Origin of the sequence: Seohaeicola nanhaiensis (assembly GCF_042654245.1) — a bacterium.
Classification (GTDB): domain Bacteria; phylum Pseudomonadota; class Alphaproteobacteria; order Rhodobacterales; family Rhodobacteraceae; genus Seohaeicola_A; species Seohaeicola_A nanhaiensis.
Genome location: NZ_JBHSGI010000009.1, coordinates 419,491 through 433,436, shown reverse-complemented (window position 1 = coordinate 433,436; position 13,946 = coordinate 419,491). Strand labels below are relative to the sequence as shown.

Genomic DNA, 13,946 nt, shown 5'->3' with positions numbered 1-13,946 from the left:
CGATGGGCGCGCCGCAACAACCGGAGCACGCCCCATATGGAGCTTTCGCGCATCCTGAAACAGCAGGCCGTAAAGGTCTTGCAAGCCGCGTCCAGCAAGAAACGGCTGTTTCAGGAAATCGGCGATCTTGCCGGGTCGGCCTATGGCTTTGTCCAAACCGAGATCGTCGATGCCCTGCTCGAGCGGGAAAGCCTCGGGCCAACGGGCGTGGGCCACGGCGTGGCCCTGCCCCATGCCCGACTTTCCGGGCTTGAACGCGTGGTCGGCTGTTTCGTCATGCTGGAAAAACCGCTGGATTTCGGCGCGGTCGACCGTCAACCGGTCGATCTGGCCTTCGCGCTTTTCGCCCCGGAAGAGGCCGGCGTCGAACACCTTAAGGCCCTTGCGCTTGTCTCGCGCACCCTGCGCGATTCCGCCCTCTGCGCCAAGCTGCGGGCCAACCCCGAACCGGCCAAGCTCTACGCCCTTCTGACCTCCGATCACTCGATCCAGCTGGTGTGACCTAGCCCGGCCAGGGTCCGAATCCGAACATCACGTAATCGCGCTGATAGGTATCGGCCACCAGCGCCTCAAGCCCGGGATCATAGATGTCGCCCAGCGCATGGGGCTGGTCGGGCGCGGCCATGTCAATGGCCGGCGGACCGGGATGCCCCCTGCGGCGGGCAAGCTCGGGCAGAAGCGTGGCAAGTTCGTCCTCGCGCAGCACCTGATCGGGCACCATGAAGTCGGCGAAACTGGTCAGGCTTTGGGCCTGCGTGCTCCAGGCCGCGTCCAGCCGAAGCGCCGTCTGACCCGCCAGGCTGGCCTTCACGAAACCAAGGAACCCCTCGAAAGCCTCCCGGTGGCGCTCGGAGGTATAGTCCGGTCCTATCCCGTCAGCCGGCAGCGGCAGCTTAAACTGAGTCCTCAACAGCTCCCGGAGCCGCGCAAAACTGCCTGGGCCCGCGCCAAGAATCCTGCGGCAGAACACGGCATGCGCCCGGGCCGCCGGGTGCCGCAGAACGGTAAAGCTGCGATGATCCGGATTCGCGCGCTTCCACTGGCGCAGCTGTTTCTGGTTCATCCGGGTCGGCAAATCCGCCTCGTTCACACCGTCCAGCGCCGCCAGCCAGCGCAAAACCTCCTCTTCCGGCCCGCCTCGGATCGGAAGGTAAAGCAGCGGTGTCTTCGCACCGGCGACGAAGGACGGCACCCCGGCGCCACGCCGCGGCTCGAAATTCGGTGTTCGGGTCAGATTGAACCGGTCCAGCCCGGAAAGCGCCCGCTCCATTTCCTCGGGGTTCGCGACCTTGGCCAGAACCGGCTCGGGGTTCTGTACCTTCAGGCTTTGGTCCAAAGCCTCCAGTCGCCCCTCCACACCCAGCCAGGCCGCGAGGCCGTTCATCACCGCAAGGTCCTGCAAGTCCTCATAGGCGACATAAAAGGCCGTCTGACCGCTGGTCTGCAAGCGGTTCAGCAGCGTCACCTGAAACGCCTGCAAAGCGGCGACATGCGCGGCGAATTCTTCCGCGTCGAACTCCGCCCTCGCTTCCTTCCGGCGCTTCACGTCGGTCAGCTTCCACTGGTTCGTCGCCTTGGCGATCTTCCAGCTGACGTAACTGTCCAGCGGATTGCGGGTCAGCACGATCTTGGCACAGCGCGGGTCGTTCAGAATCGCATCCAGCACCCGCGGATCATGGTCGTGAAAATACCGGAAACCGCCCAGCACGCCGGGCTGTGCCTTCACAGCATTCAGCAAACGCGCCGGATCGATGTCACGGAGCGCTCGACTGACGCCCAGAATCTCCGTCCGGTTCGGATAGCCGATGAAATGCGGATTGAATGCCTCGCCGTGGCAGGCAACCCCGCCCAGCGCATTCAGGTTGGTCTCCAGAAAGTTGGAGCCGGTGCGCATTTCGGCGAAAACAACGAACCAGTCGAATTTCTCGGTCATCAGCCTCTACCGCACCAGATAGGGCTTGCGCGGTGTGCCCGGCATCGTCACCGGCGCCTGATCCACCGGGAAATCGCCCATGAGGTAGGGATGCATCCCCTGGTTCTTCAGGTTCTGCAGGAACTGGCCAAAGCCCGACAGATCGACCATGCGCGGCGCCTCGGTCAGTCGGCGCTGATGCACCAGCCCGATCTCGTCCACGATCGTCTGCAACGGCTCCATCGGAGCCTCGACAAACTCCGCCATCGTCCAGATCCGCACCCGCGCCTTCGCATAATATGACCGCAGAATGTCCAGATGGTCCTTTTCGATCTTCTGCAGCCGAGCCGCCTCTTTCCGGATTTCACCGAAGTTGCGGTTCGACCGGAACAGCGGCACCGCCCAGGCGCCCGAAATCACCGAAACCTGCGCATTGGGGTCGCGCGCCACCAGCCAGTTCACCGCCTGATTGTCGGCCGGCCCGAACTGAAAGCACTGCCGTTCCCCGCGCGCATTCCAGACCAGGTTGGTCAGAAAACTTTCGGGCGCATAGTCGCGCATCTTGGCGCTGTCGCTCAGCGCTCCGTTGAACTGCGTCTGCCCGCCGGCGAATTCGGCGCGGTCGGGTGCGAAGAGATGGCCATGGACCCGCGCACCTGTCGCGCGTCCCAGCCAGATCTCGAAATCCTCGAAAAGCTCGGCAAAACCCTGAAACATCGAATACTGGGCAGAGGTGATGCCATTCTCGAACCCGTGCTTCGGCATCCGGCTCTGCATGTAAAGCCCCGGCCGCCCCCGCGTACGCCGTTCGACCGCCTTCGAGAATATCCGGTCTATCTTGCCCGGATTCGGCTCGGTCTTCTTCATCGCATGGGCGCTGTCGGTCAGAAACGCCTGATACAGCCGGTCGGCCCGCGGCCAGATCTTGCGCGCGACGAAACAGTCCGACCGGCGCAGCAGCTGAAGGTGGTCGTCATAGAAGATATGCGGCTTGCCCTGGAAGTCGAACTTCGAAAGCGTCAGTGACCGGCTTTCGACATTGCGCGAATAAAGCCTTATCAGCGTCTGGTAATAACATTCGTCCGGGATCCACACCCGCCGGAAATAATCGTCATAAATCTTCCTGTCCGGCGCTTCGAGGATGGCCGAAAGCGTCTGGCGCGTCAGGCACCACCACTGGCTGCCCATATGCGGCACCATGCCGGGCGGCATCCTGCGCCGAATCCTCAGCCTGCGCTGAAGGTCGACGTATCTGTCGAACAGCCAGCGGTGGCGCTTCCAGCTGAACGGAAAGCGCAGGGTAAAGCGCTCTTCGTCCAGGCCGCCCACCGTCCACGGCACATCGGCCGTCGTGGCGCTTTCGATGAAGTCGGTCAGCGGCCGCGCGGCCAGATAGTCGATCAGCTCCTGCACCGGGCGCAACGGCAGGCATGACCCCGAGGCGAGATAGACGTGACGCACCTGCGGAAAGCTGGCCAGCATGAGTTCCGACGCCGATTGCGAGGCAGCCACGATACCCCACGTGCCCCATTCGCATCGATGCCGCCGCGAAAACCGGATCAGCGGATCGTCCGTCAGCGAGGCGACAAAGGCGCGATGCGTGCGCCGGGGGACCTTGCGGTCGACATGGATCACCACCGGACAGCCCGAGGCGGTCCAGTGCCGGGCCACCTGCTCGGCCCGATCCAGCGCCGTGTGCACCAGCATGACGATGCCGACCGTCATGCGCCCTCCGCTCTCATGCCCAGTTGCCCTTGGACATCAGCCCGAGGATCTCGAGCTGCCGCCAGTTGATGTATTTTTCCGACCACTTGCACCAGAAGTCCGGATTTTCATGCAAACGCTCTGCGTAGACCCTGTATTCCATGGACCCGGCATAATGTTCCTGCCGGTCCAGCTCTTCGCGCGCCTTCTGCGAGAAGGTATCGAGGAACTTGGCATGCAGCAACGCGCCCGAGGCCTTTTCGCCGCCGGTGTCGTCATAGACGTGGTTCAACCCGCGCGGCAACAGCGCGTGGGTCGAACTGACGAAGGCATATTTGCGGTCCCATTTCACCAGAGGGATCTTGTTCAGCGCCGGTGCCTGCTCTGGCGCGTCGGCAAAGAACATCCGGGCGCGCGGTCCGCCCTGTATCCACAGGTTGCCATAGGTCGGATTGCGCTTGATCGTGTAGTTTCCGCTGTCGAACCAGGCGGCGATTTCCAGCGGATCCTGCCCGGCCCGATAGGGCTGCGCATTGATCCGCCCCTTGGGATAGATGTCGACCAGCATCGCCGAAAAGCTTCGGATCCCGGAATTGTCCAGCCAGTCGGTCAGCGCCGGAATAGGGCGTGTATCGCAGAACGGGTAGATGAAGAACTCGTCAGGATCGACAACCAGCGTCCAGTGCCCATGGGCATATGTGCGCGCAAGCCAGTTCACCCAGTCGATTCCATAGGTCGCCGACTTGTAACTTGCTCTGGTCGTCCAGACGGAAACATCCTCCTGCCCGTAGAGATATTGCAGCGTTCCGTCCGTACTGTCGTTGTCGACGAACAGGAAATGGCGCACGCCCAGACCGCGATAATAGCCCAGGAAATAAGGAAGCCGGATCTGTTCGTTGCGCATGGTGCAGATCAGCAGGATGTCGTCCTTGCCGATCCCCGGTGTAAAATCCTGAAACACCTTCAGTTCCAAAGACTTCCGCGCAGCTCGAAACAGCCGGCGCTTGCGCCGGACCCGCATGCGGTAGGAATCCCAAAGGCTCACGTTCTTTTCCCCTGACCGGTGGCCGCCATAATTGCGCGCTCGACCGTGCCCTCATGTGAGACTCGGTGAATTTAGATTTCGTTACAAGAGGCAAGCCTGGCCGAATGTCGGCAAAAGCGGAGGTCGTGGCACTCAGACCCGACCGACGCCCGCCCTACCACGCGATAGCGGGCATCAGACCGTGATCGACCAGCGTCTGCCACCCGGTGTAGCGCACCGAGTCCGGCGTCCAGAGAACCGGGCGTGCCGCCAACGCCCGGTAATAGGGCACCAGCAGATCGGGGTCGTGAAAATGTTGCCGCCGCGCCAGATCCTCGGTGGCCCGCACGACCACATCGGCCAGAAACTTGCTGTGCAGCAGCACCCCCGCTGGCTCAGGCCCGCCCGGACTGGACCAGACCATGTTCAGCTTCCAGGGTAACAAGGCATGGCAGGAATTGGTGAACGCCCAGCGCCGGTTCCAGCGCACCAGCGGCACCTTGTTCAAGGTCGGAGAGCGGCGGGGCGCATCGCCGAAGAAAATCCGCTCTCGCGGGCCGCCCTGCACCCAGAGGTTCATCGCCGGCGCCTGACGGACGCTGCGATAGGGGCCGGCATCGAACCAGGGAAGCGCCAGAACAGGGTCTGTACCGGGCGCAACATCCGCCTCTCCCACCGGTCCCTTCGGGTAGAGATCCAGCATCAGTGCCCCGAAAGCCACCTGCCCGCGCGCGTCGAGCCAGGCAGTCAGGTCTGGCAGCGTTCTGCTGTCGCAATTGGCAAAGACCAGCAGCTCGTCCGCATCGACCATCAGGCACCAGTGTTCGTGGCCATGATGCATCAGCAGCCAGCTCGCCCAGTCCAGCCCGAACCGGGCGGCGCGATAGCTGGCCCCGGTCCGCCACAGCGAGACATCCGGCGCCGCGCCCAGGATCGCTGCCGTGTCATCCGTGCTGTCGTTGTCGACCGCCAGGAAATGCGCGACCCCCAGGCGCCGGTAGTGATCCAGCATGTAGGGCAGCCGATGCGCCTCGTTGCGCAGCACCATCACGACCAGCACGTCGCGGGGCCGGATCGCGGCCGTGCGGTCGGCTACGGGTGTCAGATCACGTCGGCTGCGGAACGAACGCCACAACAGGCGACGGCGCTTCTGGCGCAGGCGAAATCGCTGGAACAGGCCGGGCGCGTCGGTCACGGCGCGCGCATCCCACTTTCGCGGCTCTGTAACGGAAAAGGCGACCGGTTCTCCCTGGTCGCCTTCAAGGCCTTACAGCCATGTCGCTCACAATCACCGGCGCCGCCTGTCAGTGTCACACGGCGCTCCGGTCGGTTATTCGGCGGCTTTCGACAGGTGAACGATGTCCTGCAGATACCGGCTCAGATCGTCGCGCAGGTCATCGCGCGCCAGGGCAAATGCAACCGTGGCCTGAAGGAAGCCGGCCTTCGATCCGCAGTCGAAGCGCTGGCCGCGGAAACGATAGCCGTAGACCGTGTTCTCGGTGCCGATATCGGCCGCAATCGCGTCGGTCAGCTGGATCTCTCCGTTCACGCCGCCCTTGATCTTGTTCAGGTTGTTCAGGACCGACGGCCCAAGGATATAGCGACCGATCACCGCGAGGTTCGACGGCGCGGTTCCCGGTGCGGGCTTCTCGACCATTCCCTTGACCGAAACGATCGACCCCATGTCTTCCTGAACGTCCAGAACCCCATAGGCCGAAGCTTTCTCCGGCGGAACCTCCATCGCCGCAACCATGTTGCCACCGGTCTCGGCATAGGCTTCGACCATCTGCTGCAGACAGGGCGTTTCCGCCGCGATCACATCGTCCGGCAACATGACAGCAAAGGGCTCGTCGCCGATCAGCCGGCGCGCACACCAGACAGCGTGCCCAAGGCCAAGCGCCTTGTGCTGGCGGATATAGGCAATCGCGCCGCTTTCCATGTTGGTGTCCTTGAGCAGAGCAAGCAGGTCGGTCTTGCCCTTCTTGCGCAGCTCCTGTTCGAGCACCGGCGAATGGTCGAAGTAGTCCTCGAGCGCGCTCTTGCCGCGCGAGGTCACGAAGATGAATTCCTTGATGCCAGCCGCACGGGCCTCATCGATCGCATATTGGACCAACGGGCGATCGACCAAAGTCATGATCTCCTTCGGGACCGACTTGGTGGCGGGCAGGAAGCGGGTCCCAAGGCCTGCGACAGGGAAAATGGCTTTGGTGACTTTTCTGCGCATTATGATCCTCAATTCGTTGCGAACACTGCACTGGTTAACCGCCTGAAAGGGTAATTTTATGGCAGCCAGACGTGTGATATTCGTTTTCGCTATATTTTGCTAGGGCTGAGACCGGCGCCTCGAAAAGACGTCGGCAAGAGCCTGCCTCAAAATGACAATCGGGCCTATTTTACAGGCGTTGTCAACATCGCGGCGATCACTCCAGTCCCATCTGAGCCATCATGGCTTCGAGTCTTGAAACGTCCTCGGGGTTGTTCAGTTCCCAGAATTGCCGGCCTCTTGCCTGAACCTCGACGCAAAGCACCCGGTCGCCATTCTCCATGAACCGCAGCTGCTCCAGCCCTTCGTGTCGCTCCAGCGGGCCATTGGGCCAGGTCGGATAGGCGCTCAACGCGTCGGGCCGATAGGCATAGACGCCGACATGGTGAAACACGGGCGTTGGCTCGCTCGGACCGTATTGCTTGGACGTGAAGGGGATCACTTCCTTGGAGAAATAGAGCGCGGTCCCGTCCGCGGCAAAAACCGCCGTGGTTCCGCCGACCCTTCCATGCCGGCGGTCGTCAAGAAAACTGTTTAGCGTCTCGCCGTCACAGCGCAGCACCGGTGTCGCGATCCCGGCCTCCGGCGCGGCGCGCAGGCCAGCCACAAGGTCCTCGACGAACCAATGCGGCGTCAGCGGCGCATCGCCTTGCAGGTTCACAACGATCTCGTAACCGCCGCCCAGCGCGGCATGGGCTTCGGCACAGCGCTCCGTCCCGTTGACGCAGTCCGAAGAGGTCATTACCACTTCGGCTCCGAACCCCTGCGCCGCCCCCTGAATCCGCGCGTCGTCGGTCGCCACCACAACGCGGTCGACCCCGCCCACCGCGCAGGCCGCGCGCCACGATCGCTCGATGAGAGTCTGCTTCTTCCCGGTCGCGCCGGTCAGTTCGACCAGCGGCTTGCCCGGATAGCGCACCGAAGGATAGCGCGCGGGAATCACGATCAGAACCGACATCAGCCTGCCTTCTTCAGCTCGACACCCGGGGCATAGGCGATGAAGAAGGGATTGCCGAAACCCTCCTTGCCGTAGGTCAGAGGCGTCAGATCGTCAAAACGCACCACGCGCCCGCCGGCGCCCAGCAGCACCGCATGGCCGGCAGCAGTGTCCCATTCCATGGTGCGCCCGAGACGCGGATAAAGATCCGCCTCGCCCGTCGCGACCAGACAGAACTTCAGCGAAGACCCCGCCGAGGTCATGTCGCGCACCGCATACTGCGCGATATAGTCGTCCGTCGCCTGATCGCGGTGCGATTTCGACGCGACCACCATCAAGGCACCGTTGTCGGGCTCGGTCACCCGGATCGGCCGGGTTTCCCCGATGACTTCAGGATCGAACGCGCCGGTCTCCTCGACCGACACGCCATCCGCCAGGGTAAAGAACATGCGCTTCTTCGCCGGGGCATAGACCACGCCACGCGTCGGAACCCCCTTTTCCACCAGCGCGATGTTCACCGTGAAATCGCCGCGCCGGTTGATGAACTCCTTGGTCCCGTCCAGCGGATCGACAATCAGGAAGGTGTCGCCGCGCGCGCTGTGCGAGGCGGCCTGCTCCTCGGTCACCAGCATCATGTCTGGCAGCGCCGCGCGCAAACCCGCCGAGATCAGCGCATCGGCAGCCTCGTCCGCCTCTGTCACCGGGCTCGAGTCGGACTTGGTCTTCACTTCGAAATCTTCGGCGTCATAGATGTCCATGATCCGCGCGCCCGCTTCCAGCGCCAGCCTGCGCAACAATGGCATCAATGTCTCGTACTGCACTGGATTTTCTCCACTCGTCCGCGGGTTTGTTGAATAGTCGGATCCGCGCCTTTATGCTGAGAAAGCGGCGGAACGGCAAGAAGTCCATGCCCGCCGCCCCGAGGTGCAGGACCAGACCGCATGTTCAGACACAGGGTACACCGGTCACCGCTGTCCAGCGCGCTGACCACGCTGGAACTGATCTTCCACGCCGCCGTCCGCAGCGTGCGCGCCAAGCATAACAACGCCTTCATCGCCATCGGGCTGAACATGCTTCAGACCATGATGTTCGTGCTGGTCTTCTATTTCATGTTCACGGTTCTCAAGCTGCGCACCTCGGCCGTCCGCGGCGATTTCCTCCTCTACGTGATGTCCGGCATCTTCCTGTTCCAGTGCCACGTCAAGGCAGTGGGCGCGGTGTCGGGCGCGGACGGACCGGGCAGCACGATGATGCAGCACGCGCCGATGAACACCGCCATCAGCATTTCGGCCGCGGCGCTGGGCTCGCTTTACGTCCAGGTGCTCTCGATGCTGGTGATCCTCTTCGGCTATCACACCATTTTCACGCCGGTGCATATCGAGGATCCGCTGTCGGCCTTCGGAATGCTGCTCCTCAGCTGGTTCACCGGCTGTGCTGTCGGGCTGATCATGCTGTCGATCAAGCCCTGGTTCCCCGCCCTCTCCGGGATAGCCGCGACGATCTACCAGCGCGCGAACATGATCGCCTCGGGCAAGATGTTCCTCGCAAATACGCTGCCGGGGTTCATGCTCAAGATGTTCGACTGGAACCCGCTGTTCCATACCATCGACCAGTCGCGCGGCTTCGTCTTCATCAACTACAACCCGCATTATTCGAACTGGGTCTACGCGCTGTGGGTCGGCATCGCGCTGACGATGATCGGACTCATGGGCGAATTCTATACCCGGCGCCACGTCTCCTCCAGCTGGAGCGCCCGGCGCTAGCGCACCGGCCTCAGGCTTTTTCGAACACCGCGATCAGCGCCAGGTCATCCTTGTGCGCCCCCACCGCCAGCGGGCCATAGATCGCCGTCTCGACCAGGGTCAGGTTCTGGATCGCCCCGGCTTGCAGCGCGTCGAATTTTGCCGCGAACCCGGCCGACCGGAAATGCTGCGCATTGACCGAAAGGGTCAGGATAGCGCCGCGTCGCGCCACCCGCAGCAGCTGGTCGATGGCTTCGGGACCGACATGACCCGTTGTGAAGGTGCCCGAGGACACGATGCCCGAATAGCTCTCCGCCGGCGCCGGAATGCCTTCGTTCACATCGGCCAGGATCGCGTCGCGATAGATGTCCTTGCGCATCGCCCGTTCCAGCATCTCGGCCGAGATATCGGTGGCGTCGATCGGCCCCACCCCGAATTCGGCCAGCACCGCCGCACACAGCCCGGTGCCCGCCCCGACGTCCAGCACCGGCCCCTGCCCGCCCGCGTCGACAAAGGCACGCGCAGTATGGATGTGCAGCTGGTAATCCTCGCGCGCCGCAAAGGAGGTGTCATAGTCGCCGGCCCATTCGGCATAGAGCCGCCGCGAATCCTCGGGCGTCTTCAGGCCATAGGCTGCGTCGAGATCGGGATGTTTCTCACTCATGCCCCCATCAAAGGCGCATGAGCGATTCGACTCAAGCGGCGTCGAAGTCGAGGACGAGCCGGTCACTGGTCGGGCGGGCTTGGCAAGCGAGGGTAAAGCCCGCATCCATCTCCCACTGTTCCAGCGAATAGTTCACCGCCATCTCGGCGCTGCCCTCGACCACCTTGCAGCGGCAGGTGCAGCACATGCCGCCCTTGCAGGAATAGGGCAGATCCAGCCCCTGCCGCGCCGCCGCCCCGACGATATTCTCGTCGCCCGAGTCGAACCGGAACTCCTTCTGGCTGCCATCCAGCACCACGGCCACCGCCACGCCCCGCTGCGCCGCGCTCTCCGCTTCCTGCGAGCGCGGCTTCCGCTGCGGCTCGCCATCCACGTAGAACAGCTCGTAATGTATTCCCGCGCTGCGGATGCCCCGGGCGCGCAGCGTCTCGGTCACGTCGCGGATCATCTCGGTCGGCCCGCACAGGAAAATGCCATCGGCATGGTCCAGATCGACCGCCCCGGCGCGGGCCAGCTGCTCGATCTTCTCCCCGGAAATGCGCCCGTTGAACAGCGGCACGTCCTGCGGCTCGCGACTCAGGATATGCAGCAGCGTGAAGCGGTCGATGTAACGGTCCTTCAGCGCCGCCAGCGCCTCTCGGAACATGATGCTGTCCGTCGTCCGGTTGCCATAGACCAAGGTCACCCGCGCCTTGCGTGCCAGCGCGGCGGCGGCGATCGAGATCATCGGCGTCACACCGGAACCGGCGGCGATCAGCACGATATTGCGCTCGCTGGTGCAGGTGAAATGGCCCTCGGGTGGCATGACCGAGATGGTATCGCCCGGCTGCAGCCCATGCGCAAAGGACGAGAACGTCCCATCCGCGATCTTCCGCACCCCCACCGTCAGCGGCTCGCCCGGCGCGCTGGCGATGGAATAGCTGCGGCGAATGTCCTGACCGTTCACCTCGGCGCGCAGCGTCAGATACTGCCCGGGCGCAAAGTCATAGGCCTCGGCCAACACGTCGGGCACGTCAAAGCTGATCGCCACGGCGTCATCGGTTTCGCGGCGCACATCGCGGATCGTCAGGTCGTAGAACATGGGGGCCTCAGATACATTTGAAATAGTCGAAGGGTTCGCCACAGGCGATGCAGCGATACTGCGCCTTGCAGGCGGTCGATCCGAATTCCGACAGCCGCTCGGTCCGCTCCGAGGCACAGCGCGGACAGGCCACTGCCGTTTCCCCGAAAAGCGCCATCTTGGAGCCTGATGTTTCCGCCGGCGGCGCGATCCCGTAGGCGCGCAGCTTCTCGCGCCCCTCGGGCGTCACCCAGTCCGTGGTCCAGGGCGGGGTCATCACCCGCTCGATGCGCGCCTCGAATCCGGCGTCCCGCAGCGCCGCCTCCACCGCGAACTCGATGGCCAGCACAGCCGGGCACCCCGAATAGGTCGGCGTCACGCCCGCCACGGCCACCTCGCCGTCCATCCGCACCCAGCGCAGGATGCCCAGGTCTTCCACTGTCACACAGGGCACCTCGGGGTCCGGCACAGAGGCCGCCGCCGCCCAGGCCCGCAATTGCGGCTCGGCTACCACGTCGCCCCCGGGTGCGCCCGATGCACCGACTGCATCTCGGCCAGCAGGTGTCCCAGCGCTTCGCCGTGACGCCCGGCGCGGCCGCCGGTCTGGGGATAGCTCACCTCGATCCCTTCCAGCCCCGCTTCGGCGAAGATCTGGGCGATGGTCTTGTCGAAGGCCCCGCGCAGGGCGGCCCGCGACGGCAGTGCCGGATCGCCCGCGCCTTCCTCGAACAGCTCGTCCACGTAGATCGACAACGCCTCGACCGCGTCCTTCATCCGTCGCGCGCTGTCCTCGGTGCCGTCGCCAAGCCGCACCACCCATTCGCCCGCATGGCGGATGTGATAGGCCATTTCCTTGACCGCCTTGCCCGCGATCCCCCGCACGGTCTCGTCCGGGCTGTTCAGAGCCGCCTGCCAGAAGGGATGCATGAAGGCCGCAAAATAGAGCTGACGCAGCATGGTATGGGCGAAGTCCTCGTTCGGACGCTCGACCAGCAGCAGGTTGCGATAGGCCCGCTCGTCGCGCAGATAGGCCAGATCGTCCTCGCTGCGCCCCTTCCCCTCGACTTCGCCCGCATAGGCGTAGAGGTTGCGCGCCGTGCCGATCAGGTCCAGCGCCATGTTCGGCATCGCCAGATCCTCTTCCAGCATCGGCGCATGGCCGCACCATTCGCTGACCCGGTGCCCCAGCACCAGGTGGTCGTCCGCCAGTTCCAGCAGCGCGTCGAACAGGGCCATCACATATGCCCCACGTCTTCCGGGATGTCGTAGAAGGTCGGATGGCGATAGATCTTGTCGCCAGGCTCGAAATTCTCGGCCGCCTGATCGGGGTCGGAGGCTGTGATCGCCTTCGAGGGCACCACCCAGATCGACGTTCCCTCGCCGCGCCGCGTGTAGACATCGCGTGCGGCCTGCAGGGCCATCACCTCGTCGGCGGCATGCAACGAGCCGACGTGACGATGTGCGAGACCGTTCCTCGGACGAATGAACACTTCCCAAAGCGGCACTTCACCACTCATGGCGCACCTCCCATCTTCTCTGGTTTCCAAATACCTCGGGGGTCCGGGGGCAGAGCCCCCGGCCTTTCCACCTATTCTGCGGCCATCTTGCGCGCGCGGCGCTTCTCCGCATGGGCCAGGGCCGCCTCGCGCACCCAAGCGCCGTCGTCCCAGGCCTTCTTGCGCGCCTTCACGCGGTCCTTCGCCATCGGCCCGTGACCCTTGACCACCCGCCAGAACTCGTCCCAGTCGATGGGGCCGTGGTCATAGCCGCCCTTTTCCTCGTTCCACTTCAGATCGGGATCCGGGATCGTCAGCCCAAGGAACTCTGCCTGAGGCACGGTAGCGTCGATGAACTTCTGGCGCAGCTCGTCATTGGTGAAGCGCTTGATCTTCCAGGCCATCGACTGGTCCGAATGCTGGCTGTCCGCATCGTGCGGGCCGAACATCATGATCGAGGGCCACCACCAGCGGTTCAGTGACTCCTGCGCCATTTCCTTCTGCTCGGGCGTGCCCCGCGCCAGCGTCATGACGATCTCATAGCCCTGGCGCTGATGGAAGGACTCCTCCTTGCACACCCGGATCATCGCCCGGGCATAGGGCCCATAAGAGCAACGGCAGAGCGGGATCTGGTTCATGATCGCCGCCCCGTCGACCAGCCAGCCAATGGTGCCGATATCGGCCCAGCTCAGCGTGGGATAGTTGAAGATCGACGAATACTTGGCCTTCCCGCTCAGCAGCTCCTCGGTCATTTCCTCGCGCGTGACGCCCAGGGTCTCGGCGGCGGCATAGAGGTACAGGCCGTGCCCCCCCTCGTCCTGAACCTTCGCAAGCAGTGTCGCCTTGCGCCGCAGCGAGGGTGCACGGGTGATCCAGTTGCCCTCGGGGAGCATGCCCACGATCTCGGAATGCGCGTGCTGACCGATCTGGCGCACCAGCGTACGACGATAGCCGGCCGGCATCGGATCGTTCGGTTCGATCTTCTCTTCCGCATCGACGCGCGCCTGAAACGCGGCCAGGAATTCCGGGGTTTCGTCGCTGCGCCCATCGGCGCCGATCAGACCTTGGCTGTACATGGCTCGAGGCTCCTCCAAACCGGTGGGCCATTTATATGTTACGAAATTTTACAAATCAAGAATTTTCG

Annotated in this window: 15 protein-coding genes; 2 read left to right on the top strand and 13 right to left on the bottom strand. The window is 63.7% G+C overall.

Annotated elements, in window-relative coordinates; genetic code table 11:
- Positions 1-36: 36 nt before the first annotated feature.
- Complete coding sequence (locus tag ACFO5X_RS12445) at positions 37-501, top strand: PTS sugar transporter subunit IIA (protein WP_380717783.1); 465 nt, start codon at positions 37-39, stop codon at positions 499-501.
- Between the two features lies 1 nt (position 502).
- On the opposite strand, the gene ACFO5X_RS12440 is transcribed toward ACFO5X_RS12445, so the two are convergent.
- From ACFO5X_RS12440 to cysQ, 7 genes are all read right to left on the bottom strand, one after another.
- Positions 503-1,933 (bottom strand): nodulation protein NodH, encoded by a 1,431-nt coding sequence (locus tag ACFO5X_RS12440; RefSeq protein ID WP_380717782.1) that lies wholly within the window; start codon positions 1,931-1,933, stop codon positions 503-505.
- A gap of 6 nt (positions 1,934-1,939) precedes the next feature.
- Entirely contained in the window at positions 1,940-3,637 is a 1,698-nt protein-coding gene (locus ACFO5X_RS12435) for a DUF5927 domain-containing protein (RefSeq protein WP_380717781.1), read from the bottom strand.
- Positions 3,638-3,650: 13 nt separating this feature from the next.
- A complete protein-coding gene (locus tag ACFO5X_RS12430) occupies positions 3,651-4,637 on the bottom strand; it encodes a glycosyltransferase family 2 protein (protein ID WP_380717847.1) in 987 nt (328 codons plus the stop codon).
- A gap of 178 nt (positions 4,638-4,815) precedes the next feature.
- The gene (locus ACFO5X_RS12425) at positions 4,816-5,835 is read right to left on the bottom strand and encodes a glycosyltransferase family 2 protein (protein ID WP_380717780.1); all 1,020 of its coding nucleotides are present in this window, start codon (positions 5,833-5,835) and stop codon (positions 4,816-4,818) included.
- 135 nt (positions 5,836-5,970) lie between these two features.
- Positions 5,971-6,864: a UTP--glucose-1-phosphate uridylyltransferase GalU gene (gene galU / locus ACFO5X_RS12420; RefSeq protein ID WP_380717779.1), complete on the bottom strand. Its 894-nt coding sequence runs from the start codon at positions 6,862-6,864 to the stop codon at positions 5,971-5,973.
- A 196-nt stretch (positions 6,865-7,060) separates the two neighbouring features.
- The gene (locus ACFO5X_RS12415) at positions 7,061-7,861 is read right to left on the bottom strand and encodes a 3-deoxy-manno-octulosonate cytidylyltransferase (protein ID WP_380717778.1); all 801 of its coding nucleotides are present in this window, start codon (positions 7,859-7,861) and stop codon (positions 7,061-7,063) included.
- Positions 7,861-8,661: a 3'(2'),5'-bisphosphate nucleotidase CysQ gene (gene cysQ, locus ACFO5X_RS12410; RefSeq protein WP_380717777.1), complete on the bottom strand. Its 801-nt coding sequence runs from the start codon at positions 8,659-8,661 to the stop codon at positions 7,861-7,863. Before cysQ ends, ACFO5X_RS12415 begins: the two co-directional genes overlap by 1 nt.
- A 120-nt stretch (positions 8,662-8,781) precedes the next feature.
- Between cysQ and ACFO5X_RS12405 the strand changes: the two genes are divergently transcribed.
- Complete coding sequence (locus ACFO5X_RS12405; RefSeq protein WP_380717776.1) at positions 8,782-9,603, top strand: ABC transporter permease; 822 nt, start codon at positions 8,782-8,784, stop codon at positions 9,601-9,603.
- 10 nt (positions 9,604-9,613) lie between these two features.
- Here the strand turns inward: ACFO5X_RS12405 and ACFO5X_RS12400 are convergent, their stop codons facing one another.
- From ACFO5X_RS12400 to paaA, 6 genes are all read right to left on the bottom strand, one after another.
- Positions 9,614-10,246, bottom strand: coding sequence for a class I SAM-dependent DNA methyltransferase (locus ACFO5X_RS12400; protein ID WP_380717775.1), 633 nt, complete (start codon positions 10,244-10,246; stop codon positions 9,614-9,616).
- 31 nt (positions 10,247-10,277) lie between these two features.
- Positions 10,278-11,327 (bottom strand): 1,2-phenylacetyl-CoA epoxidase subunit PaaE, encoded by a 1,050-nt coding sequence (paaE, locus tag ACFO5X_RS12395; RefSeq protein ID WP_380717774.1) that lies wholly within the window; start codon positions 11,325-11,327, stop codon positions 10,278-10,280.
- Between the two features lie 7 nt (positions 11,328-11,334).
- Complete coding sequence (gene paaD / locus ACFO5X_RS12390) at positions 11,335-11,820, bottom strand: 1,2-phenylacetyl-CoA epoxidase subunit PaaD (RefSeq protein WP_380717773.1); 486 nt, start codon at positions 11,818-11,820, stop codon at positions 11,335-11,337.
- Entirely contained in the window at positions 11,814-12,542 is a 729-nt protein-coding gene (gene paaC / locus ACFO5X_RS12385) for a 1,2-phenylacetyl-CoA epoxidase subunit PaaC (RefSeq protein ID WP_380717772.1), read from the bottom strand. Before paaC ends, paaD begins: the two co-directional genes overlap by 7 nt.
- Positions 12,542-12,823, bottom strand: coding sequence for a 1,2-phenylacetyl-CoA epoxidase subunit PaaB (paaB, locus tag ACFO5X_RS12380; RefSeq protein WP_380717771.1), 282 nt, complete (start codon positions 12,821-12,823; stop codon positions 12,542-12,544). Before paaB ends, paaC begins: the two co-directional genes overlap by 1 nt.
- 71 nt (positions 12,824-12,894) lie before the next feature.
- Positions 12,895-13,878, bottom strand: coding sequence for a 1,2-phenylacetyl-CoA epoxidase subunit PaaA (gene paaA / locus ACFO5X_RS12375; protein WP_380717770.1), 984 nt, complete (start codon positions 13,876-13,878; stop codon positions 12,895-12,897).
- Positions 13,879-13,946 lie beyond the last annotated feature (68 nt).

What these genes read in the sequence shown, in the direction of transcription:
- ACFO5X_RS12415 (WP_380717778.1), bottom strand. Translation starts at nt 7,861, where the DNA reads ATGTCGGTTCTGATCGTGATTCCCGCGCGCTATCCTTCGGTGCGCTAT.
- paaB (WP_380717771.1), bottom strand. Translation starts at nt 12,823, where the DNA reads ATGAGTGGTGAAGTGCCGCTTTGGGAAGTGTTCATTCGTCCGAGGAAC.
- ACFO5X_RS12405 (WP_380717776.1), top strand. Translation starts at nt 8,782, where the DNA reads ATGTTCAGACACAGGGTACACCGGTCACCGCTGTCCAGCGCGCTGACC.
- ACFO5X_RS12400 (WP_380717775.1), bottom strand. Translation starts at nt 10,246, where the DNA reads ATGAGTGAGAAACATCCCGATCTCGACGCAGCCTATGGCCTGAAGACG.
- ACFO5X_RS12440 (WP_380717782.1), bottom strand. Translation starts at nt 1,933, where the DNA reads ATGACCGAGAAATTCGACTGGTTCGTTGTTTTCGCCGAAATGCGCACC.
- ACFO5X_RS12445 (WP_380717783.1), top strand. Translation starts at nt 37, where the DNA reads ATGGAGCTTTCGCGCATCCTGAAACAGCAGGCCGTAAAGGTCTTGCAA.
- galU (WP_380717779.1), bottom strand. Translation starts at nt 6,864, where the DNA reads ATGCGCAGAAAAGTCACCAAAGCCATTTTCCCTGTCGCAGGCCTTGGG.
- paaC (WP_380717772.1), bottom strand. Translation starts at nt 12,542, where the DNA reads ATGGCCCTGTTCGACGCGCTGCTGGAACTGGCGGACGACCACCTGGTG.
- ACFO5X_RS12430 (WP_380717847.1), bottom strand. Translation starts at nt 4,637, where the DNA reads ATGCGGGTCCGGCGCAAGCGCCGGCTGTTTCGAGCTGCGCGGAAGTCT.
- ACFO5X_RS12435 (WP_380717781.1), bottom strand. Translation starts at nt 3,637, where the DNA reads ATGACGGTCGGCATCGTCATGCTGGTGCACACGGCGCTGGATCGGGCC.
- paaE (WP_380717774.1), bottom strand. Translation starts at nt 11,327, where the DNA reads ATGTTCTACGACCTGACGATCCGCGATGTGCGCCGCGAAACCGATGAC.
- paaA (WP_380717770.1), bottom strand. Translation starts at nt 13,878, where the DNA reads ATGTACAGCCAAGGTCTGATCGGCGCCGATGGGCGCAGCGACGAAACC.